The organism is Mycobacterium sp. IDUB_39 (assembly GCF_055419205.1).
Genome location: NZ_JBVAXF010000001.1, coordinates 639,296 through 662,900, shown reverse-complemented (window position 1 = coordinate 662,900; position 23,605 = coordinate 639,296). Strand labels below are relative to the sequence as shown.

General features: G+C 68.0%; 19 protein-coding genes. 7 read left to right on the top strand and 12 right to left on the bottom strand.

Annotated elements, in window-relative coordinates; translation table 11 throughout:
• Positions 1-9: 9 nt before the first annotated feature.
• Genes ACZY0X_RS03235 through ACZY0X_RS03215 form a run of 5 tightly spaced genes read right to left on the bottom strand, consistent with a single transcriptional unit; the run spans position 10 to position 5,998 of the window.
• The gene (locus ACZY0X_RS03235) at positions 10-2,196 is read right to left on the bottom strand and encodes an AAA family ATPase (RefSeq protein ID WP_463768750.1); all 2,187 of its coding nucleotides are present in this window, start codon (positions 2,194-2,196) and stop codon (positions 10-12) included.
• A 56-nt stretch (positions 2,197-2,252) separates the two neighbouring features.
• On the bottom strand, positions 2,253-3,137 hold the full coding sequence (locus ACZY0X_RS03230; RefSeq protein WP_463768145.1) for a CDP-alcohol phosphatidyltransferase family protein: 885 nt from the start codon (positions 3,135-3,137) through the stop codon (positions 2,253-2,255).
• Complete coding sequence (locus ACZY0X_RS03225) at positions 3,134-3,850, bottom strand: phosphatidylserine decarboxylase (RefSeq protein WP_463768144.1); 717 nt, start codon at positions 3,848-3,850, stop codon at positions 3,134-3,136. The genes ACZY0X_RS03230 and ACZY0X_RS03225 overlap by 4 nt, the downstream gene beginning before the upstream one ends.
• A gap of 40 nt (positions 3,851-3,890) precedes the next feature.
• On the bottom strand, positions 3,891-5,078 hold the full coding sequence (gene moeA, locus ACZY0X_RS03220) for a molybdopterin molybdotransferase MoeA (protein ID WP_463768143.1): 1,188 nt from the start codon (positions 5,076-5,078) through the stop codon (positions 3,891-3,893).
• Between the two features lie 2 nt (positions 5,079-5,080).
• Positions 5,081-5,998: an SDR family NAD(P)-dependent oxidoreductase gene (locus ACZY0X_RS03215; RefSeq protein ID WP_463768142.1), complete on the bottom strand. Its 918-nt coding sequence runs from the start codon at positions 5,996-5,998 to the stop codon at positions 5,081-5,083.
• Positions 5,999-6,023: 25 nt separating this feature from the next.
• On the opposite strand from ACZY0X_RS03215, the gene ACZY0X_RS03210 reads away from it, so the two are divergent.
• The 3 genes from ACZY0X_RS03210 (at position 6,024) to ACZY0X_RS03200 (ending at position 8,844) form a co-directional block, all read left to right on the top strand.
• Positions 6,024-6,506 (top strand): PH domain-containing protein, encoded by a 483-nt coding sequence (locus ACZY0X_RS03210; protein ID WP_354524936.1) that lies wholly within the window; start codon positions 6,024-6,026, stop codon positions 6,504-6,506.
• Between the two features lie 32 nt (positions 6,507-6,538).
• A complete protein-coding gene (locus ACZY0X_RS03205; RefSeq protein ID WP_463768749.1) occupies positions 6,539-7,960 on the top strand; it encodes a PH domain-containing protein in 1,422 nt (473 codons plus the stop codon).
• A 74-nt stretch (positions 7,961-8,034) separates the two neighbouring features.
• Positions 8,035-8,844: an HAD-IIA family hydrolase gene (locus tag ACZY0X_RS03200; protein ID WP_463768141.1), complete on the top strand. Its 810-nt coding sequence runs from the start codon at positions 8,035-8,037 to the stop codon at positions 8,842-8,844.
• A 9-nt stretch (positions 8,845-8,853) separates the two neighbouring features.
• Here the strand turns inward: ACZY0X_RS03200 and ACZY0X_RS03195 are convergent, their stop codons facing one another.
• Complete coding sequence (locus ACZY0X_RS03195; RefSeq protein WP_463768140.1) at positions 8,854-10,203, bottom strand: FAD-dependent oxidoreductase; 1,350 nt, start codon at positions 10,201-10,203, stop codon at positions 8,854-8,856.
• Between the two features lie 136 nt (positions 10,204-10,339).
• Here ACZY0X_RS03195 and ACZY0X_RS03190 point away from each other — a divergent pair, with 136 nt between their 5' ends.
• A complete protein-coding gene (locus ACZY0X_RS03190) occupies positions 10,340-10,816 on the top strand; it encodes an SRPBCC family protein (protein WP_463768139.1) in 477 nt (158 codons plus the stop codon).
• A 13-nt stretch (positions 10,817-10,829) separates the two neighbouring features.
• Here ACZY0X_RS03190 and ACZY0X_RS03185 read toward each other — a convergent pair whose 3' ends face one another.
• Positions 10,830-12,518, bottom strand: a complete 1,689-nt coding sequence (locus ACZY0X_RS03185; RefSeq protein ID WP_463768138.1) for a DEAD/DEAH box helicase — start codon at positions 12,516-12,518, stop codon at positions 10,830-10,832.
• A gap of 184 nt (positions 12,519-12,702) precedes the next feature.
• Between ACZY0X_RS03185 and ACZY0X_RS03180 the strand changes: the two genes are divergently transcribed.
• Positions 12,703-15,252, top strand: a complete 2,550-nt coding sequence (locus ACZY0X_RS03180) for an excinuclease ABC subunit UvrA (protein ID WP_463768137.1) — start codon at positions 12,703-12,705, stop codon at positions 15,250-15,252.
• 9 nt (positions 15,253-15,261) lie between these two features.
• On the opposite strand, the gene ACZY0X_RS03175 is transcribed toward ACZY0X_RS03180, so the two are convergent.
• Together ACZY0X_RS03175 and ACZY0X_RS03170 are read right to left on the bottom strand one after the other, a co-directional pair.
• Positions 15,262-15,765, bottom strand: coding sequence for a cupin domain-containing protein (locus ACZY0X_RS03175; protein ID WP_463768136.1), 504 nt, complete (start codon positions 15,763-15,765; stop codon positions 15,262-15,264).
• Between the two features lie 30 nt (positions 15,766-15,795).
• On the bottom strand, positions 15,796-16,623 hold the full coding sequence (locus ACZY0X_RS03170; RefSeq protein ID WP_463768135.1) for a DUF5995 family protein: 828 nt from the start codon (positions 16,621-16,623) through the stop codon (positions 15,796-15,798).
• 214 nt (positions 16,624-16,837) lie between these two features.
• Between ACZY0X_RS03170 and groL the strand changes: the two genes are divergently transcribed.
• Entirely contained in the window at positions 16,838-18,463 is a 1,626-nt protein-coding gene (gene groL / locus ACZY0X_RS03165) for a chaperonin GroEL (RefSeq protein ID WP_463768134.1), read from the top strand.
• Between the two features lie 74 nt (positions 18,464-18,537).
• On the opposite strand, the gene ACZY0X_RS03160 is transcribed toward groL, so the two are convergent.
• Positions 18,538-19,863: an MFS transporter gene (locus tag ACZY0X_RS03160; protein WP_463768133.1), complete on the bottom strand. Its 1,326-nt coding sequence runs from the start codon at positions 19,861-19,863 to the stop codon at positions 18,538-18,540.
• 75 nt (positions 19,864-19,938) lie between these two features.
• Positions 19,939-20,313 (bottom strand): pyridoxamine 5'-phosphate oxidase family protein, encoded by a 375-nt coding sequence (locus ACZY0X_RS03155; protein ID WP_463768132.1) that lies wholly within the window; start codon positions 20,311-20,313, stop codon positions 19,939-19,941.
• Positions 20,314-20,435: 122 nt separating this feature from the next.
• Here ACZY0X_RS03155 and ACZY0X_RS03150 point away from each other — a divergent pair, with 122 nt between their 5' ends.
• Positions 20,436-21,788: a hypothetical protein gene (locus tag ACZY0X_RS03150; RefSeq protein ID WP_463768131.1), complete on the top strand. Its 1,353-nt coding sequence runs from the start codon at positions 20,436-20,438 to the stop codon at positions 21,786-21,788.
• Between the two features lie 62 nt (positions 21,789-21,850).
• Here ACZY0X_RS03150 and ACZY0X_RS03145 read toward each other — a convergent pair whose 3' ends face one another.
• Complete coding sequence (locus ACZY0X_RS03145) at positions 21,851-23,581, bottom strand: N-acyl-D-amino-acid deacylase family protein (RefSeq protein WP_463768130.1); 1,731 nt, start codon at positions 23,579-23,581, stop codon at positions 21,851-21,853.
• Between the last annotated feature and the right edge of the window lie 24 nt (positions 23,582-23,605).

The following is a 23,605-nucleotide window of genomic DNA, read 5'->3' as shown; positions in this document are numbered from 1 at the left end:
AACCAGCCGCTATCGGCCCTCGGAGAACGCGCGCAGCGCGGCCACCTGCACGGGATCAAGCGATGGTCGCACCGCCTCGCGGGCCTTGGCGACGTCCTCGGCCGTGACGTCGGCGGTGTCGATCGAACGCCGCATCGCGGTCAGCGCCGCCTCCCGCAGCAGCGCCACGCAGTCGGCCGCGCTGTAGCCGTCGAGATCGTCGGCGAGCGCATCGAGGTCGACGTCAGCACTCAACGGGATGGACTTTCCCGATGCGCGCAGGATGTCGCGGCGCGCGTCGGCGTCGGGGGGTTCGACGAAGACCAGCTTCTCCAGCCGTCCCGGGCGCAGCAGCGCCGGATCGATGAGGTCGGGCCGGTTGGTGGCGCCGAGCACCACGACATCACGCAGGGGATCGATACCGTCGAGCTCGGTGAGCAGCGCGGCGACCACGCGGTCGGTCACACCGGAGTCGAAGCTCTGCCCGCGTCGCGGGGCCAGTGCGTCGATCTCGTCGAGAAAGATCAGCGATGGCGCGGAATCGCGTGCGCGGGTGAACAGTTCGCGCACGGCCTTCTCCGATGAGCCGACCCACTTGTCCATCAGCTCCGCACCCTTGACGGCGTGCACGGACAGCCGGCCGGTGCTGGCCAGGGCGCGGACAACGAACGTCTTACCGCATCCGGGCGGACCGTAGAGCAGCACGCCCCGGGGTGGCTGGACACCGAGACGTTCGAAGGTGTCGGGGTGTTGCAGCGGCCACAGCACCGCCTCGGTGAGGGCTTGCTTGGTCTCGACCATGTCGCCGACGTCGTCGAGGGTCACCGCGCCGACCGCCACCTCCTCGGTGGCCGAGCGCGACAGCGGGCGAATCACCGACAGTGCTCCGGAGAAGTCGGCCTGGGTGATCGCGGGTGGTTTGCCGTCCTCGCTTGCGCGCGCGGCGGCCCGGAGCGCGGCCTCGCGCACCAGCGCTGCGAGATCGGCTACCACGAAACCCGGTGTCTTCGAGCCGATCTCGTCGAGGTTCAGATCCACCGTCGGCACGCCGCGCAGCAGTACCTCCAGAAGCGCCTTGCGGGTGGCGCCGTCGGGCAGGCTCATGCCCAGTTCGCGATCGCACAGGTCGGGGGCTCGCAGCCGGACGTCGACGCCGTCGGGCACGGCCGAGGTCGCGATGAACGCGACGCCCGGTGTCGCGACCGCCGTCCGCAGCTCGGACAGGATGAGCGTGGCCACGGGCTCGGCCGTCGCGGGCAGCAGCGTGTCGACGTCGGTGATCAGCAGCACGCCGCCACCGTCGCGCACCGTGGCGACCGCCGCCGCCACGCTGGTGTGTCGATCCTCAGCGCGCAGCGCCCCCACTTCGGGGCCGTCGAGTTCGACGAGGCGACGCTTGGCGCACACGGCCCGCACCATGGTGGCCTTGCCGACGCCCGCGGGCCCGGACACCAGGACACCGAGATTCGGTGTGGCGCCCAGCGTTGCAAGCAGTTCGGGTTCGTCGAGCGCGAGCTTGAGCCACTCGGTGAGCCTGCCGACCTGGGCGTGCGCACCTCTGATGTCGTCGATAGGGATCGGTGGCCGCTCGGGCTGGAGATCGTGCTGGCTGGGGCCGGTCACGGTGTACTGCCCCGCCGTGGGGGAGTCGCTCGCGGTGGCGACGCCGTCACCCCAGATGACCAGCGAGTTCGGCTGCACGCTCACGGGCCCGGCCGGGTCGACGCCGGTGACGGTGAGCAGTTCGGATGTCCACGTGATGCCGACCGAGGACGCCAGCGCGGAGGAGGCAGCCGACGTGGAGGTGCCGGGGCCGAGGTCGCGCGGTAACAGCGACACGGTGTCACCGACGGTCATCACCTTGCCCAGCAGCGCCATTCGCAGTGTCGCCGGGGACACCGACTGGCTCGCCAGCTTGGACCCGGTCAGCGAGACCGACTTGGCGCCATACACCGTGACCGGGGCGACGATCACCATCGTGCTCTCCCGCAGCCCGGCGTTCGACATCGTGACGTCGTCCAGAAGTGCGATACCCGTCGCTGTGCCGGCCGGCGCGACGCCGACGACTGCGGCGGTGGTGCGGGCACCGGTCAGGGACACCGCGTCCCACTCCCGGATTCCCAGCGCGGCAAGCACTTCAGGATGAAGACGGACCACGCCGCGGCGCGCATCCAGGGCCGAGGTGTTCAACCGCGCGGTCAACTGCAGGTGGGTCATCGGGCGGTCGCCGGACTCGGCGTCGAATCCAGGGCCGTCGAATCCGTTGCTCTGCGTCACCGGCGCGGACCGGGTCCAGTCCCCGAGCCCGGCCTGCGCAGGCCGAGACGGGCCGAGGAGCGCCGGTGGGGCTGTGCCCGTCGGATCGCGCGCCGAGTCTGACGTTGCACCTTCGGTTTGTCGTCCCACACCTCGGGGTGATTGGCGAGCCAGGCCCTGGTCCGGATGGCGAACGGGATGTGGATGACGTAGGCCACGATGATCACCATGATCACGATGTAGCCGTACTGGATCGACGCGGCGACGAGAATGGCCAGCAGTGCCAATAGCGGAGCGACCATGTTCGGTGACACCGCGAACGTGTGCACCTTGCGCATCGGGATCGCGCTGACCACCAGAAGCGAGACGCCGATCATCCAGGCGATGACCGCCCACTCGGCCTGGGGCGTGTCCCACCAGGGTCCGGGGAACTGGAGCTTGGCGGCGATCGGGCCGATCGCGCCGATCGCACCCGCCGGGGCGGGCATGCCGACGAAGTACTCCTTCTCATACGCGGGACCGTCGGCGTCCAGCATCGCGTTGTAGCGCGCCAGGCGGAGCACGATGCACACCGCGTAGACCAGCACCACGATCCACCCCAGCTGCGAATGCTCCAACAGCGTCGCGTACACGATGAACGCCGGTGCCACACCGAAGTTCACGGCGTCGGCCAGCGAGTCGATCTCCTCGCCCATCCGCGACGTCGCCTTGAGCATGCGGGCCGCCCGCCCGTCGAGCGCATCGAGGATCGCGGCACCCGCGAGCAGCGCCATAGCCTCGGTGGGCCGCCCCTCCAACGCGAACTTCACTGCTGAGAGTCCAAGGCAGATGGCCGCCACCGTCAGTGCGCTCGGCAGAATGCGCACCGACAGCTGGGGTGGTTTCTTGATGCGGGGTCTCATCGGGGCAGCTCCGCCAGGACCGTCTCGCCGCCGATCGCGCGCTGACCGATCTCGACGAGCACCGTCGCGTCGGCGGGCAGATAGGTGTCGAGCCGCGAGCCGAACCGGATCAGGCCGTAGGTGTCGCCGAGTGCGACTTTGTCGCCGACCTTCGCCGAGCACACGATGCGGCGGGCGATGAGACCCGCGATCTGCACGGCCACGACGTCGACACCGTCGGCGGTACGGATCCACACGCTGTTGCGCTCGTTCTCCGCGCTGGCCTCATCGCGTTCGGCCGAACCGAACCGGCCCGGCTGGTACTTGATGCTGACGACCTCCCCGGCCACCGGCGCGCGCTGGACGTGGGCGTCGAACACCGACAGGAAGATGCTGATGCGTGTCATCGGCTGATCGGAGAGGTTGAGCTCGGCGGGTGGCACGACCCTCTCTATCAGGGTGACCCGACCGTCGGCCGGTGCCACGACGACCCCTTCTCGGGTCGGTGGCACGCGGGGCGGGTGCCGGAAGAACAGCGCACACGCGCCCGCGGCACTCAGCCCCGCATTGCGCACCCAACGGCGGCGGCGGCCCGCGGCCGCGATCCCGAGCCCGCCTGCGATGAACGGCAGGCCGGCAGGGTGGATTGGAGGGATGGTCATCTGCACCAGCTCAACCAGCCGAGCGATCTCGGATTGGGCGGGTGCGTCGGATGGTCGCGCTGGTCTGGCCATTGGGCTCGATTCTACGTACGGACAGCTGTTGCCGGGACGGCTAGCTCAAGTCCCACACCCGCACCGCCGAGCCGGCGCTCAGCTCGGTGACTTCCTCGCCGATCTCGAGGAGGCAGTTGGCCGACGCCAGCCAGCGCAGGTGATGCGATGCCGGCGGACCATAACTGGTGACGGCGTCATCGTCGATGACACCACGTCTGAACTGGCGCCTGCCCTGCGGTGAGGTGAGCGACTCGGTGAGCGTCGCGGTGCGCCGCTTGCGTCCGGGATCGGGTAGGCCCATGGCCGCGCGCAGTGGGGCGCGAATGAAAACCTCGAACGACACCAGTGCGCTCACCGGGTTGCCCGGCAGCGTGATGATCGGCGTGCCCGCAACCCGGCCCGCGCCCTGCGGCATCCCGGGCTGCATCGCGACTTTGGCGAACTCGACCTCCTCGCCGAGCGAGTCCTTGACCACCTCGTAGGCGCCCGCGCTGACACCGCCGGTGGTGATGACGAGATCGGCGTCGACACAGTTGCGAACCAGGACATCGCGGAAGGTGTCGACGTCATCGGAGCACATTGCGACGGTTGACACCTCGGCTCCCGCGTCTCGGACCGCGGCGGCCAGCATCGTGGCGTTGGACTCGTAGATCTGTCCGGGTTGCAACGGGGTGCCGGGGGAGACGAGTTCCGAACCCGTCGACATCACCAGAACCCGTTGTCGCGGAATGACGTTGCACTCCGCCAGCCCCAGAGCTGCGGCCAGTCCGAGTGCCGGCGGGGTCAGGACCTGACCCGCGGTGAGCACCGTGGTGCCTGCGCTGACATCCTCGCCCGCCCGCCGAATGTGTTGGCCGGGTGCGGTGGCCGAGCGAATCTCGACGACGTCGATGGCGCCGTTGGTGGCCTCGACCGGAACCACCGTGGTGGCACCCGACGGCAGCGGTGCTCCCGTCATGATGCGATGCGCGGTACCGGGTGCGAGAGTCAGCAGATCCGTACGGCCAGCCGGGATATCCTCGGCGACAGGGAGTCTCACCGGATTGCTTGACGTGGCGCCCGCGATGTCATCGACCATGACGGCGTACCCGTCCATGGCGGAGTTGTCGAAACCGGGCAGGGAGAGCGGGGCCACGATATCGGTGGCCAGGACGAGGCCGAGCGCCTCGGCCAGCGGGACCGTGATCGCGGTGCGTGCGGTGATGAGCCCGGCGACCACACGCTGGTGTTCTTCTACTGAACGCATCGTCACACCGGGTAGGTGACGTCGGTGAGTTCCTCGGACACGGCCCACAGCTTGTCCTGAACCGTCTTGTCGTGGGACTGCGCACTGGACTTGACGAGTACGGGATATCCGCGCAGCTCCTGGAATCCGTCGGGGCCGTAATACTGCCCGCCCTTGACCGCAGGGTCGGTCGCGGCGCGCAGCGTGGCCAGCGCACCCATGGCCGGGCTGTTGGTGACCAGACCCGCGGCCTTCATGACACCCGGCAGGTTCGCGCCGGGGATGTGGCGCATGAGTTCGGTGTTGGACAGGCCCGGATGTGCGGCGACCGCGATGGTTTGCGCGTTCTTTGCCGCCAGGCGGCGCTGCAGGTCGTAGGCGAACATCAGGTTGGCCAGCTTGGACTGCCCGTAGGCGGACACCCTGTTGTAGCTGCGCTCCGACTGCAGGTCGTCGAAGTGGATGCCGGCTCGGATGTTGTGCGCCATGCTGGCGACCACTACGACCCGCGAACCCTCGACGGGCAGAATGTGATCGAGCAACAGCCCGGTGAACGCGAAGTGGCCAAGATGGTTGGTGCCGAACTGAAGCTCGAAGCCGTCCTTGGTGGTCTGCTTGGGCGGGTACATCACGCCGGCGTTGTTGATCAGAAGGTCGATGAGTGGGTAAGTCGCCTTCAGCTTCTCGGCCGCGTCGCGGACCGAGGCCAGCGAGCCGAGGTCCAGTTCGCGCACCGTGACGTCAGCCCCGGGCGCGGTCTTGGCGATCTCGACGGCCGCATCCCGGCCCTTGTCGGTGTTGCGCACCGCGAGAACCACCCGGGCGCCACGTTCGGCGAGCACCCTGGCGGTGTGAAACCCCAGGCCGGTATTGGAGCCGGTCACGATGGCGACGCGGCCCTCCTGACTCGGAACGTCGTGCTCTGTCCACTTCGTGCTCATAGGCACGACCATACTCAGAGGGGTGCTGACATTGATCGACCCCACGAACCCGCCCAGCCGCAGGGCACCGCTGGTGTGGGCGATCGGCGCGGCCATCCCGTGGGGTGTGCTTGCGGTGGCACAGGTGGTGTGGTTCTCCGTCGACGGCAGACATGTCGCGCTGCACGCCGCCGCAGCCGGCGCGACGGTGCTCGGCATCGCATTGTTCGTGTTCGTCGTCCCGATGTGGCGATACCGGGTGCACCGGTGGGAGATCGGGGCGCAGGCCGTCTACACGCGGACCGGCTGGCTGGTGCAGGAGCGCCGCATCGCCCCGATCTCGCGCGTGCAGACCGTTGACACCCAGCGCGGCCCGTTGGATCGGTTGTTCGGCCTGGCCACCGTCACGGTGACGACGGCGTCGTCGGCGGGCGCGGTGCGGATCGTGGCGCTGGACTCCGATGTCGCAGACCGGATCGCCGCGGAACTCACCGACATCGCCTCGATCGGTGAGCAGGACGCGACGTGACCCCGACGCAGTGGCGCAGGCTCAGCCCCCGCATGCTGCTGGTGCACCCGATCCACGAGGTGCTGCGCCAACTGCCGCTGCTCATCGGTTCGGTGGTGTTGGGCACCGCGACCGGCAACCCGCTGTGGTCGGTGGCGGCGCTGGTGCTCTTGGTGGCCTACGGCATCGCCCGATGGTTCACCACCACCTACCGCATCGACGCCGAGCAGATCCAGCGCCGCGAGGGGGTGCTGCAACGGACGGTGCTGTCGGTGCCGCGCAACAGGATCCGATCGGTCTCGACCGACGCGCGATTGCTGCACCGACTCCTGGGGCTCACCGTCGTCAAGGTGAGTACCGGTCAGGAGGCGAAGGGGGACACGGAGTTCGCGCTCGACGCCGTCCGGGTCGAGGAGGTGACCGATCTGCGCGCGATGCTGCTCGCCGATGCGCCCGGACCCGGGCCCGGTTCCGCGCCGGCACCGGCGCTGGTGCTGGCCCGCTGGGAGCCGTCGTGGTTGCGCTACAGCCCGCTGAGCTTCACCGGGCTGGCGATGATCGCCGCGGTGGTGGGCGTGATCTATCAGACGGGAGCCGTTGCCGCGCTCGAGGACTCGGAGCTGGCGCAGGCGGGACTGGACACGGCGCAGCGGCTCGGTGTCGTCGTCACCGTCGCGGCGGCAGCGCTGGCGGTGCTGATGGCATCAGTGACGCTGTCTGTGCTGCGATCACTCGTCACGTTCGGCAATCTGGTGCTGTCGCGGCGCGATGACGGCGAGGGCGGGGACCGTGTGCTGCACCTGACTCACGGCCTGCTGCGAGTGCGCGAGCACACCTACGATATGCGTCGTCTACGCGGTGGGACGCTGCGCGAACCACTGCTGGTCCGAGCGTTCGGGGGTGCGCGCCTGGACGCGGTGATGACGGGTGTGGACGGGTCGGGCGAGGCGTCGCTGCTGCTGCCGCCGTGCCCGCGGAGCACCGCCGAGAGGGTTCTGTTCGACCTGACGGCGGCCGAGGTCGGCGGGGTGTTGCGGCGTCACGGGCGGGCCGCGGCGCGCCGACGGTGGACGCGGGCGCTAGCACTGCCCGCCGTCGCCGCGGTGGCCGCCGTGGTCTGGTCGGCACCGCCGTGGGCGTGGGCTCTTCTCGCGGTGGGGACGGCGGCATGTGCGTTCCTCGGCTTCGACCGGGCCCGATCCCTTGGGCACCGCGTCGGTGACGGGTGGCTGGTCGCGCGGTCGGGAAGCCTGGACCGGCGCCGCGACTGCATCGCCGCCGCGGGCATCATCGGTTGGACTGTGCGCCAGAGCTGGTTTCAGCGCCGGGCCGGGGTTGCCACGTTGGTCGCGGCCACCGCCGCGGGAGTCAAGGGCTACCGGTTACTCGATGTGCCCGCCGAGTCGGCCTGGTCGATCGCCGCGGAGGCGACGCCGTGGGTGGAACGGACCGAGTGGGTCACGTCGTCGACCTGAGTGAGACCGGGGTCCTGAGCGAGACGGGGGAGGCCCGAGTTGCGCCCACACGGTCGCCGTTTACTGTCGGCACCATGGCTATCGGTGGTGTGCTCTTCGACATCGATGGTGTCCTGGTGACCTCGTGGCAGCCGATTCCGGGTGCGGCGGAGACGTTGCGGGTGTTGGCGGATCACCAGATCGCGCGCAGTTACCTGACCAACACGACCACGCGCACCCGCGTCCAGATCGCCGAACTGCTCACTGGGGCCGGTATGGCCGTCGCCGCCGACGAGGTGGTCACGGCCGCGGTGCTCACGGCCGAATACGTGCGGGACCGCTACCCCGGCGCGCGGTGCTTCCTGGTGAACAGCGGGCAGATCGGCGAGGACATGGCCGGCGTCGACGTCGTCTACTCCCATGAGGCCGGTGACTCACCCGAGACTCCCGACGTCGTCCTGATGGGTGGCGCGGGCCCGGAGTACGACCACGTCACGCTCAGCCGGGTCTACGACTGGATGGCACAGGGCGTTCCGGTGGTGGCGATGCACCGCAGCACGGCGTGGAAGTCCGCCGACGGCCTGCGCATCGACACGGGCATGTACCTGCTGGGGATGGAGGAGACCTCAGGCCGCAAGGCAGTGGGTGTGGGCAAACCCGCCCCGGAGGGATTCCTCGCCTCGGCCAACCGGCTCGGGGTTGACCCCGAGGAGATGTACATGGTGGGCGATGACCTCAACAACGACGTCCTGGCGGCGCAGGTGGTCGGTATGGCAGGCGTGCTGGTGCGCACCGGAAAGTTCCGGCAGGACACGCTCGACCGCTGGGCCGCCGACGAATTCGCGATGCAGCCCAATCACGTCATCGACTCGGTGGCGGACCTGCCTGCGCTGCTCGGGTTGTAGCGCGCGTGGTCAACCGCGGCCCGCGCGGATCATGTCGTCGCGCGCGACAACCTTGACCCGATCACGACCCTGCTGGGTGCCGAGCGCGATCTCGTGCGCGTCGAGCCGCTCCCACTCGTCCCACGTGGTGTAGTCCACGCCCCGGTCCCGCAGATGTTCCAGGATGGCGTCACCGTCGCTGCCGTCGCTGAGCTCGGGTCTCGGGAGGCCGGGCAGATCCGCCAGCAGGCTCACGATGGTCTCGGAGGCATCGGATTTCGTGTGGCCGATCAGCCCGATCGGTCCCCGCTTGATCCAGCCGGTCACGTACGTTCCCTCGATTGGCACGCCATCCATGTCCAGGATTCGGCCGGCGTCGTGCGGGACGACCCCGGCGTGATGGTCGAACGGCAGGTCGGCCAGGTGCGACGGCAGATAGCCCACCGCCCGGTAGACCGCCTCGACGGGCCAGTCGACGTACTCACCGGTGCCCCGCACGGTGCCGTCACCGATCAACTCGGTGCGCTCGGTGCGCAGCCCCTCGACGCGGTCGGTGCCCAGGATGGCCACGGGAGCCTGGCACAGGTGTAGATGAATCCGGTGCGGCGCACCGGTCGGCTCCTTCTCGAGGTAGCGCAACATCGTGTCCACGACGAGACGCGTCGACTTGCTCGCGTTGATGGCCTGCTGGCTGCCCTCGTCGATCTCGAAACCCGCAGGGTGAACTATGACGTCGACGCTCGGGGAGTGTGACAGTTCGCGGAATTCCATTGGCGTGAACTTGATTTGGGCCGGGCCGCGCCGGGCGAAGACGTGCACGTCGGTGGCTTGATTGAGGGAGAGGCCGCGGTAGACGTTGCCGGGGATCTCGGTGGAGAGTTGTTCGTCGGCGGGCTTGGCGAGCATCCTCGCGATGTCGAGGGCCACGTTGCCCGCACCGAGTACGGCGACGTTCTTCGCGGTCAGTGGCCAGTCCGCGGGCACGTCGGGGTGGCCGTCGTACCACGACACGAAGTCGGCGGCGCCGTGGCTGCCAGGCAGGTCGACGCCGGGGATGTCCAGGTTGCGGTCGGCTCGCGCGCCGGTGGCGAAGATGACGGCGTCGTAGATGCGGCGCAGGTCCGACAGCTTGATGTCGGTGCCGTAGTGGACGTTGCCGATGAACCGGATCGCGTCGCGGGACAGCACCCGGCGCAGCGCCTTGACGATCTCCTTGATGCGGGGGTGGTCGGGTGCCACGCCGTAGCGGACCAGCCCGTAAGGCGCGGGCAACCGGTCGAATACGTCGACTCGGGCGTGTCCGTACTCGCTGGTCAGGATGTCAGCGGCGTAGATTCCCGCCGGACCCGCCCCGATCACCGCGACCTTGATGTCTCGCATCGCTCACCTTTCCTGTTAGGTGAGGCAAGCCTAAGTAGATTGGGCTTGGCCGTGCGGGCTCCCTCGAGAGATCCGCGTCACGCTCGGAGTCGCCTCGCCGCGATGAGTTGTCCGGTCCGGCCGAGTCGGTACGGGTATGAGCAATGAACTGGTAATCGTGAAAACCACCGTCGGTGCGCCCGTCGAGAACGTGTTCGCCGTGCTTGCCGACCCGTCGTCGCACCAGGCCATCGACGGCACCGGATGGGTGCGGGAGTCCCTCGATGGGAAGCCCCTGACCGAGAACGGGCAGATCTTCCGCATGGCAATGCACCACGGCAACCACCCCGATGGCGCCTACGAGATGGCCAACAAGGTGGTGGCCTTGGAATCACCCAGCGTCATCGCCTGGGAGCCGGGCCAGGCCGGGCCCGACGGCGAGATCGAGTACGGCGGGTGGATCTGGCGTTACGACCTGGCTCCCGCCGGAGCCGACCGCACTGACGTCACGCTGACCTACGACTGGTCGGCGGTGCCGCAGGAGTTGCGCGACGAGATCCAGTTCCCGCCTTTCCCGCTGGCGCACCTGGAGAACTCGTTGGGGCACCTGGCGCAGCTGGCCGCGCAGCGCTAGGCCCAATTCGCGACTAGGTCTTCAACGTGCGGACGGCCTCGATGCGCGCGCTGATCTGTTCGGAGTTCGCCGCCGCGAGCACGGGGCCACCGCAGATTCGCCGCAGCTCATTGTGAATCCAGCCGTGCGGCTTGCCCGTTCGGTGATGGGCGAGGGTCACCAGCGCGTTGAGCTCACGGCGCAGATCGCGCAACTGTCCGTGGGTGGTTGACGTCACCGGCAGTGTCCCGCCAGCTGCGGTGCGCTTGTCGAGTTGTTCTTCCTGCCTGCGCCGCAACAGATCTCGCATCTGGGTGGCGTCGAGCAGCCCGGGAATGCCGAGGTAGTCGGCCTCCTCGTCGCTACCCGCGGGCGTGGCCGTCCCGAATGACGAGCCGTCGAAGATGACCTGGTCGAGTTCGGCCTCGGCGCCGAGCATCTCGAAGCCGTTGTCCAGCTCGCTGGGCTCGGACTTCGCCTTCTCCTCGTACTCGTCGAACTCGCCGTCGGACTCGCGGTGCGGCTTACCCAGAATGTGATTGCGCTGGGCTTCCATCTCGCTGGCCAGCTGCAGCAGATTGGGCACGGACGGCAGGAAGATGCTGGCGGTCTCACCCCGGCGGCGCAGGCGCACATAGCGGCCGATCGCCTGCGCGAAGAACAGTGGCGTGGACGCGCTGGTGGCGTACACCCCGACCGACAGGCGCGGCACGTCAACGCCCTCGGACACCATGCGCACCGCAACCAACCAGCGGCTGGTGCCCTGGGAGAACTCCGTGATTCGGTCCGACGCGCCCTTGTCGTCCGAGAGCACGACGGTGGGTGCCTCACCGGTGATCTTCGTCAGGAGTTCGGCATAGGCGCGCGCCGCCGTCTGGTCCGAGGCGATGATCATGCCGCCGGCGTCGGGCACGTGCTGGCGTTTCTGTTGCAGGCGCGTGTCGGCCGCCGCGATCACCGCGGGCATCCAGTCACCCGCGGGGTTCAGGGCGGTTCGCCAGGCGCGGGCGGTCTGTTCGGCGTTGAGCGGTTCGCCGAGGCGTGCTGCGTGCTCCTCGCCTGCGCTGTCCCGCCAGCGCGACTCGCCGGAGTAGGCCAGGAACACCACGGGGCGAACGACGCCATCGGCCAGCGCGTCGGCGTAGCCGTAGGTGTGGTCGGCCTGCGAGCGCTCCAAACCGTCGGGCCCGCGCTCGTAGGTGACGAAGGGGATGGCGCTGTCGTCGCTGCGGAACGGCGTACCGGTCAGCGCGAGCCGCCGCGTCGCGTCGTCGAACGCCTCGCGGACCGCATCGCCCCAACTCTTTGCGTCGCCGCCGTGGTGGATCTCGTCGAAGATGACCAGCGTGCGCCGATTCTCGGTGCGCACGCGGTGACGTCCCGGATGGCTGGCGACCTGGGCATAGGTGACGACGACGCCGTGGTACTCATCGGAGTTCTGCGCCGAGGAGTTGCTGAACTTGGGGTCGAGCGCGATGCCCTGATTCATCGCGGACTTCGCCCACTGGATCTTGAGGTGTTCGGTGGGAACCACCACGGTGATCCGCTCGACGACGCCCTCGGACAACAGCTCGGCCGCGATGCGCAGTGCAAACGTGGTCTTACCCGAACCCGGGGTCGCCACCGCGAGAAAATCGCGAGGAGCGGCCGTCAGATACTTCACCAATGCCCGACGTTGCCAGCCCCGTAAAGTCTGGGTGCTGGGCGCTTCGTATGCCCGCACCCGAAGACTCCTATCTGGTCGAAGCACACTCTAGGGCAAGCGGTTCCGGCAGCGCACATCCGCCGGGCGTGTCTGGGGAACTAGCGTGTCGGAGTGTCATGGGTGGGTATCACCGCCGCCGACGGACGACGCGTCCAGTTGCGTCATCGGGTTTCGAAAGGATGAATGAGAGCAAACTCATAGCATGCCTGCGACACAGAATGCCGATCATGATCCGTTCGTTCGGGTCCTGGGCGCCAGCGTGCACAACCTACGGGGGATAGACGTCAGCGCGCCGCGGGACGCGCTGGTCGCATTCACGGGCATATCGGGTTCGGGCAAGTCGTCGCTGGCGTTTGGCACGATCTACGCGGAGGCGCAACGGCGCTACTTCGAGTCGGTGGCGCCCTACGCCCGCAGACTGCTGCTGCCCACCGGCGCGCCCAAGGTGGACGACATCACCGGACTGCCACCGGCCGTCGCCCTGCAGCAGCGGCGTGGGTCGGTGTCGTCGCGGTCATCGGTCGGCACGGTCACGACACTGTCCAACTTGCTGCGGATGCTCTACTCCCGCGCGGGCACGTTCCCGAAGGGCTTCACCGAGCGCCTCGACTCCGACGCGTTCTCGCCGAACACCGCCGTCGGCGCCTGCCCGGAGTGCCACGGGCTGGGGCGCATTCACCAGGTGACCGAGCAGACGCTCGTCCCGGATCCGTCGCTGACCATCCGCGAGGGCGCCGTCGCCGCGTGGCCCGGGGCATGGCAGGGCCAGAACCTGCGCGACATCCTCATCACGCTGGGCTACGACATCGACAAGCCGTGGCACAAGCTCCCGAAGCGCGACCGCAACTGGATCCTGTTCACCGACGAGCAGCCGACCGTCGAGATCGACCCGAGCCAGCATCCCGTCACCGCCGACTACTACTACAACGGCACCTTCTCCAGCGCCGAGCGCCACGTCCGCCACACCCTGGCCAACTCGCAGAGCGCCATGATGCGCAGACGGGTGCTGAAGTTCGTGGACAGCGTCGACTGCCCGGTCTGCGACGGCTCCGGACTCCGACCCGAGGCGCTGGCCGTCACCTTCGCGGGCCGCAACATCGCCGAACTGGTGGCACTGACGCTCGCCGATCTCGCCGACGTGCTCCGGCCGGCCGCGGAGCGCACCGACTTCGAGGCCGCCTACGAGTCCACCGAGTCAGGCGAGCTGACCGAGGTCGCCACGATGATCGCCGCGGATCTCGTCGCCAGGATCCAGGTGCTAGTCGACCTTGGCCTTGGCTACCTGGCCCTGAATCGCCGCACGCCGACGGTGTCACCCGGTGAGTTGCAGCGCCTTCGCCTGGCCACGCAGTTGCGGGCGGGCCTTTTCGGTGTCCTCTACGTCCTCGACGAACCCTCGGCCGGGCTGCACCCCGCCGACGCCGAACCGCTGCTCGACGTGCTCGACCGCCTTCGACGGGCTGGAAACTCGTTGTTCGTCGTCGAGCACGACATGGACGTGGTCCGGCGGGCGGACTGGATCGTCGACGTCGGACCCGGCGCGGGTGAACTCGGCGGCGAGGTGCTCTACAGCGGTCCAGTGCCCGGCCTGGCCGACGTGCCCGCCTCGATCACCCGTGGGTACCTGTTCGACGAGGCACCACCCGCGCCGCGGGTTCCGCGCACGCCATCGGGGATGCTGCGGTTGCGCGGTATCACCTTCCACAACCTTCGCGGCCTGGACGTCGACATTCCGTTGGGGACCTACACCGCTGTCACCGGGGTGTCCGGTTCGGGCAAGTCGACCCTGGTCTACAAGGTGCTCGGCGACGTCGTCGCGCGCCATCTGGGCGGCGACGCCGCGGAGCCGGACCGAGACGCTGACGACAACGCCGAGATGATCGACCTGGACCGTGACGCGAGCGTCGGTGTCACCGCTGACGGAGTCGAGCTGATCGACCGGCTGGTGGCCGTCGATCAGAAGCCGATCGGGCGGACGCCCCGTTCGACGCTGGCGACCTACACCGGACTGTTCGATGCGGTGCGGAAGGTCTACGCCGCCACGCCCAAGGCTCGCCGCCGCGGTTGGACCGCGGGCCGGTTCTCCTTCAATGTCGCCGAGGGGCGTTGCGCCACCTGCCAGGGCGAGGGCTTCGTATCCGTTGAACTCCTGTTCCTGCCGGGCACCTACGGCCAGTGCCCGACGTGCCACGGTGCCCGCTACAACGAGGCGACGCTCGAGGTGCGCTACCGCGACCGCACGATCGCCGACGTTCTCGCGATGACCGTGGACGAGGCATCGGTGTTCTTCGCCGACGTCGCCGGTGCGGTGCGTTCCCTGACGACGCTGACGGAGGTCGGGCTCGGCTACCTTCGCCTCGGGCAACCCGCGACGGAACTGTCCGGCGGTGAGGCGCAGCGGATCAAGCTGGCCACGGAACTGCAAACGTCCGCGGCGCCGAGCGAGGCTCGCCGAGCGAGCAGACATCGTCGCCACACGCTCTATGTGCTCGACGAGCCGACAACCGGTCTGCATCCAGCTGACGTGGACCTGCTCGACGGCCAGCTGCACAGCCTCGTCGACGCGGGCAACACTGTCGTCGTCGCTGAACATGACATGCGGCTGGTGGCTGGCACGGACTGGGTTGTCGACCTCGGCCCGGGTGCGGGCGAGGCGGGTGGGCGCGTCGTCGCCGCAGGCACCCCCGAGCACGTGGCGGCTGCCGGACAGAGCCGCACCGCGCCGTATCTGGCTGCGCGGCTACGCAACTAGGCGAGGGGCCTAGTCGACGAAGTGGTTGTCGTTGGCGGCGAACCACTCGGCGCGTTCCGCGTCGGTCAGGTCGCCGAGGTGGGCCAGGCCCTCGAAGTAGTGCTCGCGCGGTGCGCCCGGGGCGAACAGCATCAGCATCGAGGCCGGGTCGTCGACCTCATTGCGGAAGCCGTGGATACCGCCCGGCGGTACGAACACGAAGTCGTTCTGCCCGGCGCGTGTCCACTCGGTGCCGTCGTAGATCGTCACCGATCCCGATAGCACGAAGAACGCCTCCGACATGGCGCGGTGGAAGTGCGGACCCGGTCCGCCCGCCCGCGGTGCGAGGTCGACGCGGAACAGTCCGTAGTCGCCGTCGGTCTTCTGCTGGTTGGCCAGATAGTGGTACTGCACCAGCCCGAACGAGTCGTAGTCGGCTGGCTCGTCACCGCGGCGCAGGGTCGCGCTGACCTCGGGTTCGCCGGTGTGGCGTACGGGCGGATACGGCGGTACCTCTCGGGTCCACAGCGACATGACGCCACATTACGTCGGCGATCTCACGCCTCAGTCGAGGTTGAACTTCGGTGGCGCGGGTGTCGCCGCGATCTCGCTGAGCCTGGCGATGTTGCGCTTCACGTCGCGGCACTCCTCGTCGGCGATGAGGTCATACGCCAGGGCGAACGGGCCGCGGATGAACGTGAACGATCCCTGTCGTGCGACCACCCGGTCCCGAACCCCGATGGCATAGGGGTCCAGGGCGGCCGGTGAGAAGGCCAGTGCCTTGGCGAACCGCCACGCGCTGTCGCGCCACACCTTCACGCTCACGCCGATGAGGGAGGACTCCTCGCCGGGGATGAAGTCCAGGACCCGCTTGAGGGTGGGGGAGAGATCCTCGACCTGATCGAGGACATCGTCGGCCTGCCCGGCCAGCACGGCGTTGACCTTGAGGAAGTCCTCCCGCACGGCGTTCAGGTTGCGTCCGCCGCAGAGTGTGTCGAGGGCGACGCCGAGGTCGAGGGCGATGTGGGCGTTGATCCCGGCCAGCAGGTGCTGGGTGAGGATCGGCTCGTCCTGCTCGGCGCGGTCGAACGTGATCCGCCACGAGTGCGTCGGCTTGGGGTAGTGGTCGCGGTGGAAGTAGCCGTTCATGGCGTCGAAGTACCGGTTGGCGAAGGCCACGTCGAGGCGTTGCATCCGCTCGGCGTCGGAGAAGCTGTCGCCGTCGGCGGCGGCCTCGATCGCGAGGTTGATGCGCTTGTAGAGCGCGGCGAAGTAGCCCACCCGGCTGCACGCGTCGTGGGACCAGTCGATCAACCTGTCGAGTGACGTCGTGGCTTCAGTGAAGGTCTCGGCGTGTCGGATTCGCGGTGGAGCGGACGGAGTCGCGGGCACCTGGACATGTTCTCTGACCTTTGCGCTGTAAGCGGACAGTTCCACCAACCTTGCACTCGCCATGGCCGAGTGCTAAAAATGACGTTGGCACTCGCGATCGGTGAGTGCTAGGTCGGGACGGTGAGACTGGGCCGCACAGCCATGGTCGTCCGTCGCGGGCACTGAACCCGACCAACAAACGTGCGATCCCCTAATTTCGGAGGAATCACTCGCAATGTCCAAGATGATTGCGTACGACGAAGAGGCCCGTCGCGGCCTCGAGCGGGGCCTCAATGCCCTCGCTGACGCCGTAAAGGTGACGTTGGGGCCCAAGGGTCGCAACGTCGTTCTGGAGAAGAAGTGGGGCGCCCCCACGATCACCAACGATGGTGTGTCCATCGCCAAGGAGATCGAGCTGGAGGATCCCTACGAGAAGATCGGCGCTGAGCTGGTCAAGGAAGTTGCCAAGAAGACTGACGACGTCGCTGGCGACGGAACCACCACCGCCACCGTGCTCGCCCAGGCCCTGGTTCGCGAAGGTCTGCGCAACGTCGCTGCCGGCGCCAACCCGCTCGGCCTGAAGCGCGGCATCGAGAAGGCCGTCGAGAAGATCACCGAGACGCTGCTTGCCTCGGCCAAGGAGGTCGAGACCAAGGAGCAGATCGCTGCGACCGCGGGCATCTCCGCCGGTGACCAGTCGATCGGCGACCTGATCGCCGAGGCTCTGGACAAGGTTGGCAACGAGGGTGTCATCACCGTCGAGGAGTCCAACACCTTCGGCCTGCAGCTCGAGCTCACCGAGGGCATGCGCTTCGACAAGGGCTACATCTCGGGCTACTTCGTCACCGACGCAGAGCGTCAGGAAGCCGTCCTGGAGGATCTCTACATCCTGCTGGTCAGCTCCAAGGTGTCGACCGTCAAGGATCTGCTGCCCCTGCTGGAGAAGGTCATCCAGTCCGGTAAGCCGCTGCTGATCATCGCCGAGGACGTCGAGGGCGAGGCGCTCTCCACGCTCGTCGTCAACAAGATCCGTGGCACCTTCAAGTCCGTCGCCGTCAAGGCTCCGGGCTTCGGTGACCGTCGCAAGGCCATGCTGCAGGACATCGCGATCCTGACCGGTGGCCAGGTCATCAGCGAAGAGGTTGGCCTCTCGCTGGAGACCGCTGACGTCGCACTGCTGGGCCAGGCCCGCAAGGTCGTCATCACCAAGGACGAGACCACCATCGTCGAGGGCGCCGGGGATTCCGACGCCATCGCCGGCCGGGTGGCCCAGATCCGCGCCGAGATCGAGAACAGCGACTCCGATTACGACCGCGAGAAGCTGCAGGAGCGCCTGGCCAAGCTGGCCGGTGGCGTTGCGGTGATCAAGGCCGGAGCTGCCACCGAGGTGGAGCTCAAGGAGCGCAAGCACCGCATCGAGGACGCCGTTCGCAACGCGAAGGCCGCCGTCGAAGAGGGCATCGTCGCCGGTGGTGGCGTGGCGCTGCTGCAGGCCGCTCCCTCGCTGGACGATCTGAAGCTCGAAGGCGATGAGGCCACTGGCGCCAACATCGTCCGGGTCTCGCTGTCGGCTCCGCTCAAGCAGATCGCCTTCAACGGTGGCCTGGAGCCGGGTGTCGTCGCGGAGAAGGTCTCGAACCTTCCCTCGGGTCACGGCCTGAACGCCGCGACCGGCGTGTACGAGGACCTGCTGGCCGCCGGCGTTGCCGACCCGGTCAAGGTCACCCGCTCGGCGCTGCAGAACGCAGCGTCCATCGCGGCGCTGTTCCTCACCACTGAGGCCGTCGTCGCCGACAAGCCGGAGAAGGCCGCCGCACCTGCGGGCGACCCGACCGGTGGCATGGGCGGCATGGACTTCTGATTTTTGGAAGTTCCTAGTTCTACACGGAAGGCCCGGCTCGCTTGCGAGCCGGGCCTTTTCGTGTGCCGGGGGACCTACTCGAGCTCGCGCAGCGGCGTCGGCTTGAGTAGCAGCGTCGCGATCACGCTGATGGTGGCCGTCGTCACCAGGTAGGCGCATGCGATCCAGGGCGAGCCACCGGCCCCACCGATCAACGCCGTGAGGATGAGCGGCGTCAGGCCCGACGCGTACACACCGGACAGCTGGTACACGGTCGACAGCCCGGTGTAGCGAATCCGGGCCGGGAACAGCGAGGCGTAGAGCGTGCCCTGCGCGCCGTAGAACAGCGCGTGAATGACGCCGAACACCACGAGCAACGCCAGCGCGTAGAGCCAGATGTTCCCGGTGCCGAACAGGGCGAAGACCGGGAAGACCGCGATGGCATATGCCGCGATTCCGGTGGTGTACACCCGCTTTGCGCCGAACCGGTCGGTGAGTAACCCCGAGACCGGCAGGAGCGCCGCCATCAGCAGTGCGGCGGCCGTGACGGAGATCAGAACCGGGACCTTGTCGAGTTTGAGGGTGCTCGTCGCATAGGCGATCGCGAAGACGCCCCACGTGTTGAAGGCGGCTCCCTCGCCCCATCGCGACAGCATGCCGAGCACCGTCGAGCGGAGCACGGGCGGTTTGAAGATCTCACGCAGGGGAACCGCGGCGCGGTCGTCGCTGTCACGCACCCGCTCGAAGGACGGTGTCTCGCTGGCCCGCAGACGCACCACGACGCCGAAGATCACCAGCACGATGCTGAGCAGGAACGCGATTCGCCACCCGTACGTCAGGAAGGCGTCATCGGGAAGGGTGATCTGAAGCAGGGCGAAGACACCGGTGCCCAGCGCGAGGCCAAGCGCCAGGCCGACCTGCGGGATGCTGCCGAACAGGCCGCGGCGCTTCGGCGGGCTGTGCTCGACCGCCAACAGGACTGCGCCCGCCCACTCGCCACCCAGTGCGAAGCCCTGCACGATGCGCAGCAGCAACAGCAGGATGGGCGCCAGCACGCCGATCTGCGCTGCGGTGGGCAGCACACCCATCAGCGCCGTCGCGCCGCCCATCAACAGCATCGTGAAGGCCAGCGTCTTCTTGCGCCCGATCCGGTCTCCGACGTGGCCGAAGACGAAGCCGCCGATCGGCCGCACCAGGAAGCCGACCGCGAACGTCGCGAACGACAGCAGGGTCCCGACGAACGTCGACTGGTCCGGGAAGAACGCATGGTTGAAGACCAGGCTGGCAGCGGTCGCGTAGAGGAAGAAGTCGTACCACTCGATTGTCGTGCCGACCAGGCTCGCCCACAGCGCCGTGCGGGCCTGCGGTGAGATGGTGGCGCTCTGATCGTCGGTGACGACGGGCGCATTGGTGACAGTCACATCGAACAGCTAGGCCACATGCGAGCCGGTGTTCACAGGGTTGCAACCGTGATGATCGCAACTGATCGCGCTGGCTCAGCCCTCGGAGAGTGGCACGCAGTCCTCTCCGCAGCCCGATGCGGAGGGGGTGCGGGGCGTGGCGGACCGGTGCAGCACCGCTCGCGTCGGCGTCGCGCGCAGCCCGTCGCCGTGCACCTCGGCGCGCCCGTCGACGATGAGCGAGTAGCCGCCCTGTTCGTTGGGCGGCCATAGCAGTGTGACACCTGCATGCTCAATCACGTTGCGGCGAGTGGTGTTTCCGATGGAGCCGATGTTGAACACGCCGTCCGAGACGGCCGTGTCGATGGAGACGGTGTGCGCGCGGAAATCGTCGCCGACCGTGATGAGGTAGCCGAGCCCGAAGTCGCTCAGCGCATCGGACAGACGGTCGAGATCCACCTTGATGCTCATGTGGCGAGGGTACGGGCCACACTCGTGAATTCTGAATTAAGCATCAGCAAACCATTGACGCAGACGTCAATGACACCCATATACTCGCCGTGCGGCAGGGGGCCGCCATTGAGGGGGATTTTGTGAACGCTGTTTCTGTTCGACCGCAGACGAAGTTCGCCGCCGCGTTGGTGGCCGCCGGTGTGGTCTCGGCGGCATCGATCGTCGGGGTGCCGGAGTACCGTGGCCTGCCAGCTATCACCACGGATGTGGCGAACGCGTCGGTGGTCACGGACGCGCTGTACAAGCTGGGCGACGCCGTCAATGGCGTCGCGGCAGGCGTGACCATCGCGTTGGATGGTGCGTTCTCGTTGCCGTTCGATGCCCTCACGGCCATCGCCGCCGCCGCGCAGAACCCGGCTCTGAGCCCGAACGTGCTGTCCTGGCTGGTTCAGCGGTACGTCAACCCGTCCGCCAGCTACATGCCCTACACATACGCGTGGGACATCAGGGCGTACTCGATTGAGCCGCTGGCCGAACTGCTGCCGAATCCGTTCGGGCCGGCCATCATCAACGCCGTCGAGCAGATCTCCAATGCGATCGGCACCGCACTCTCCCACCTACCCAGCTCGGCTCCCGGAGTGGATGCGACGGATGCGTTCTGGGGCACCGACATCGGCCGCACGCTCGCTGCCGTTAACTACGCCGTCACCGCGCCCGTGTGGATGCTGTACAACACCGTGTACTACCTGGGCTATCTGCCAGCAGACCTGGAGGCGACCTTCGAGTCGGCGATTCGGAATCCGAGTGAGATCCCCGGCTTGGTGAGCAATCTGGTGTACGGGCTGCTGTCGCCGAGTTACGGGCTACTCGGGGGTCTGCTGGACGCCGCCGCCAGGCCGTTCAACACTCTGCCGGGGCCGATTGGCGAGCTGGCGAGCAGCGTCTTCACGGCCATCTCCGACAGCGTCGACCACCTGCTGTCGCGGCTGCCCGACCCGATCTCGCCGAACCAGTCCCTATTGGGCCAGAGTTCGGCGCAGTTCACCGTCACGGCGGACGAGCCGAACGCGTTGCCGGAGGCATCGCTCGAGGTCCCCGGCGCTATCGCGTTGGCGAGTGTCGATCCGGTCGAGAAGAAGGTCGAGGCAACGGATTCCGACCTGAACACGCCTCTGGACACACCGCAGGACACGCCTCCGGCGGCCGGTGGTGTCGCTGCGGATGAGACACCCGCCACGGACACGGACGTCCCCGAGGTCAAGGACGACAAGCCGGTGACGGACACGGTGAAGTCGGGTAACAAGGTCAGCCCCGGCGATAAGTTCGTCAACCAGATCAAGGGGGCGCTGGCCAAGGGTAAGACGGTCGAGGAACCGAAGGCTACGTCGACCCCGGTCGACGGCAATGTCAAGGCCGGCGATGTCAAGGCCGGCGGGCCTGAGGGTCCCGCCGACTCGGATTCAGGAGCCGCTGACTCGCCTGCGGCCGCATAGGTTGACGTCGCATAGGTTGGCATAGAAGGGGGCCCGGTCTTCTCGCGAAGACCGGGCCTCTCTCATGTGCGCACGCTCGGCGCCGGTTGACGGCCGCGCACCAGCTTGCCGGGCAGCGAATCGGTTGGCACACCGTGCTCGGCGATGACCTCACCCGACACGATCGTCGCGACGTACCCGTCGGCGCTCTGGTCGAGTCGACGCCCGCCGCCTGGCAGGTCATGGGCGATGACGGGCTTGTGCAGATGCACGGCCGCGTGGTCGATGACGTTGAGGTCGGCCTTGTGGCCCACCGCGATTCGGCCCCGGTCGGCCAGCCCTGCGACGCGGGCGGGAACCGACGTCAGTTCGCGGACCGCCTCGGCCACCGACAGTCGACCAGCTGCGCGGTCGCGTGCCCAGTGCGCCAGCATGTAGGTGGGAAAGCTTGCGTCACAGATCATTCCGTAGTGTGCGCCGCCATCGCCGAGGCCAAGGACCACGTCCTCGCGGCGGAGCAGGCGAGCCACGGTGTCCAGGGAGGCGTCGCGGAAGTTGGCCAGCGTGATCAGCAGCATGGCGTGGCCGTCATCGTCGAGCAGCCGGTCGTAGGCCTCCTCAAGCGGGCTGACCCCGCGGGCCTGCGCCCGGGCGCCGATGCTCTGCGACGGGTCGGGCTCGTAGTTGGGCGGATCACCCAGCGGGAACATCCAATTCCACGCCTGCACCGCGAACATCAGTGGGTGGCCGTCGCTTGCCGGTGTGTCGGCCAGGATGCGCGCCCGGACTTCGGGTTTGCGCATCACGGCGACGCGCTCGGCCAACGGGAGGTGGGCGATCTCGCGGTAACTCGGATAGAGCACGAACGGGTTGCCGCTCAGCTCCAGGCCTATCACCAGACCGATCGGGCGCGGGAAGACCTGCGCGGTGACCTCACCACCCGCGGCGTTCGCCTTCTCGACCATCGTGAGCCCGTCCTCGAAGAACGGGTCGCCGGCATTGCCGATCGCGAGGGTGAACGTCACCGGCAGACCGACGTCCTCTGCGACGTCGAACACCGTCTGCAACGCGGGCGCGAAGTCACCGGCAACCAGGTCGGGAACGAACTGGATCAGTCCACCGCCGGCGTCCTTGACGCCCCGGGCGATGGCCTCGATCTCGGCGTGACCGGCTTCGAAACTCGGTATGGGATTGCCGCTCTCGGACTTGTGCAGAGTCAGCCGCGACGATGCGAAGCCCAGCGCTCCGACTCGAACGGCCTCCTCGGCGAGCTTGCGCATCAGCGCCAGGTCCTCGTCGGTCGCGGGTTCGCGATCGACGCCGCGCTGGCCCATCACGTACACCCGCAGCGGGGAGTGGGGCAGGAACGCCGCGACATCGATATCCCGGCGCCGGTCCTCCAGCGCGTCGAGGAACTCCGGGAACGTCTCCCACGTCCACGGCAGCCCGTCGACCATCACGACGCCGGGGATGTCCTCCACGCCGGCCATGAGGTCGACGAGCGTCTCGTGGTCGTCGGCCCGGCACGGGGCGAAACCGACACCGCAGTTGCCCATCACCGCGGTCGTCACGCCGTGAGACGACGACGGCGACATGCGATCAGACCAGATGGCCTGCCCGTCGTAGTGCGTGTGCAGATCGATGAAGCCCGGGGTGACGAGCAGCCCCGTCGCGTCGATCTCGCGCGCTGCCGAACCCTCGACAGCGCCCACCGCCTCGATGACCCCGTCGGCGATCGCGACATCGCCGACGTATGGCTCACCACCGAGGCCGTCGACGATGGTTCCGTTGCGGATGAGCAAGTCGTAGGCCATACACCTGAATCTACGACGGTGTCG

Bases quoted from the DNA above. Each gene is read 5' to 3' on its own strand.
- ACZY0X_RS03205 (WP_463768749.1), top strand. From the start codon at position 6,539: ATGCTGCTGGTGCACCCGATCCACGAGGTGCTGCGCCAACTGCCGCTG.
- ACZY0X_RS03190 (WP_463768139.1), top strand. From the start codon at position 10,340: ATGAGCAATGAACTGGTAATCGTGAAAACCACCGTCGGTGCGCCCGTC.
- ACZY0X_RS03200 (WP_463768141.1), top strand. From the start codon at position 8,035: ATGGCTATCGGTGGTGTGCTCTTCGACATCGATGGTGTCCTGGTGACC.
- ACZY0X_RS03175 (WP_463768136.1), bottom strand. From the start codon at position 15,765: ATGTCGCTGTGGACCCGAGAGGTACCGCCGTATCCGCCCGTACGCCAC.
- ACZY0X_RS03225 (WP_463768144.1), bottom strand. From the start codon at position 3,850: ATGGCCAGACCAGCGCGACCATCCGACGCACCCGCCCAATCCGAGATC.
- ACZY0X_RS03155 (WP_463768132.1), bottom strand. From the start codon at position 20,313: ATGAGCATCAAGGTGGATCTCGACCGTCTGTCCGATGCGCTGAGCGAC.
- ACZY0X_RS03145 (WP_463768130.1), bottom strand. From the start codon at position 23,581: ATGGCCTACGACTTGCTCATCCGCAACGGAACCATCGTCGACGGCCTC.
- ACZY0X_RS03180 (WP_463768137.1), top strand. From the start codon at position 12,703: ATGCCTGCGACACAGAATGCCGATCATGATCCGTTCGTTCGGGTCCTG.
- ACZY0X_RS03235 (WP_463768750.1), bottom strand. From the start codon at position 2,196: ATGACCCACCTGCAGTTGACCGCGCGGTTGAACACCTCGGCCCTGGAT.
- ACZY0X_RS03195 (WP_463768140.1), bottom strand. From the start codon at position 10,203: ATGCGAGACATCAAGGTCGCGGTGATCGGGGCGGGTCCGGCGGGAATC.
- ACZY0X_RS03230 (WP_463768145.1), bottom strand. From the start codon at position 3,137: ATGAGACCCCGCATCAAGAAACCACCCCAGCTGTCGGTGCGCATTCTG.
- ACZY0X_RS03215 (WP_463768142.1), bottom strand. From the start codon at position 5,998: ATGAGCACGAAGTGGACAGAGCACGACGTTCCGAGTCAGGAGGGCCGC.
- moeA (WP_463768143.1), bottom strand. From the start codon at position 5,078: ATGCGTTCAGTAGAAGAACACCAGCGTGTGGTCGCCGGGCTCATCACC.
- groL (WP_463768134.1), top strand. From the start codon at position 16,838: ATGTCCAAGATGATTGCGTACGACGAAGAGGCCCGTCGCGGCCTCGAG.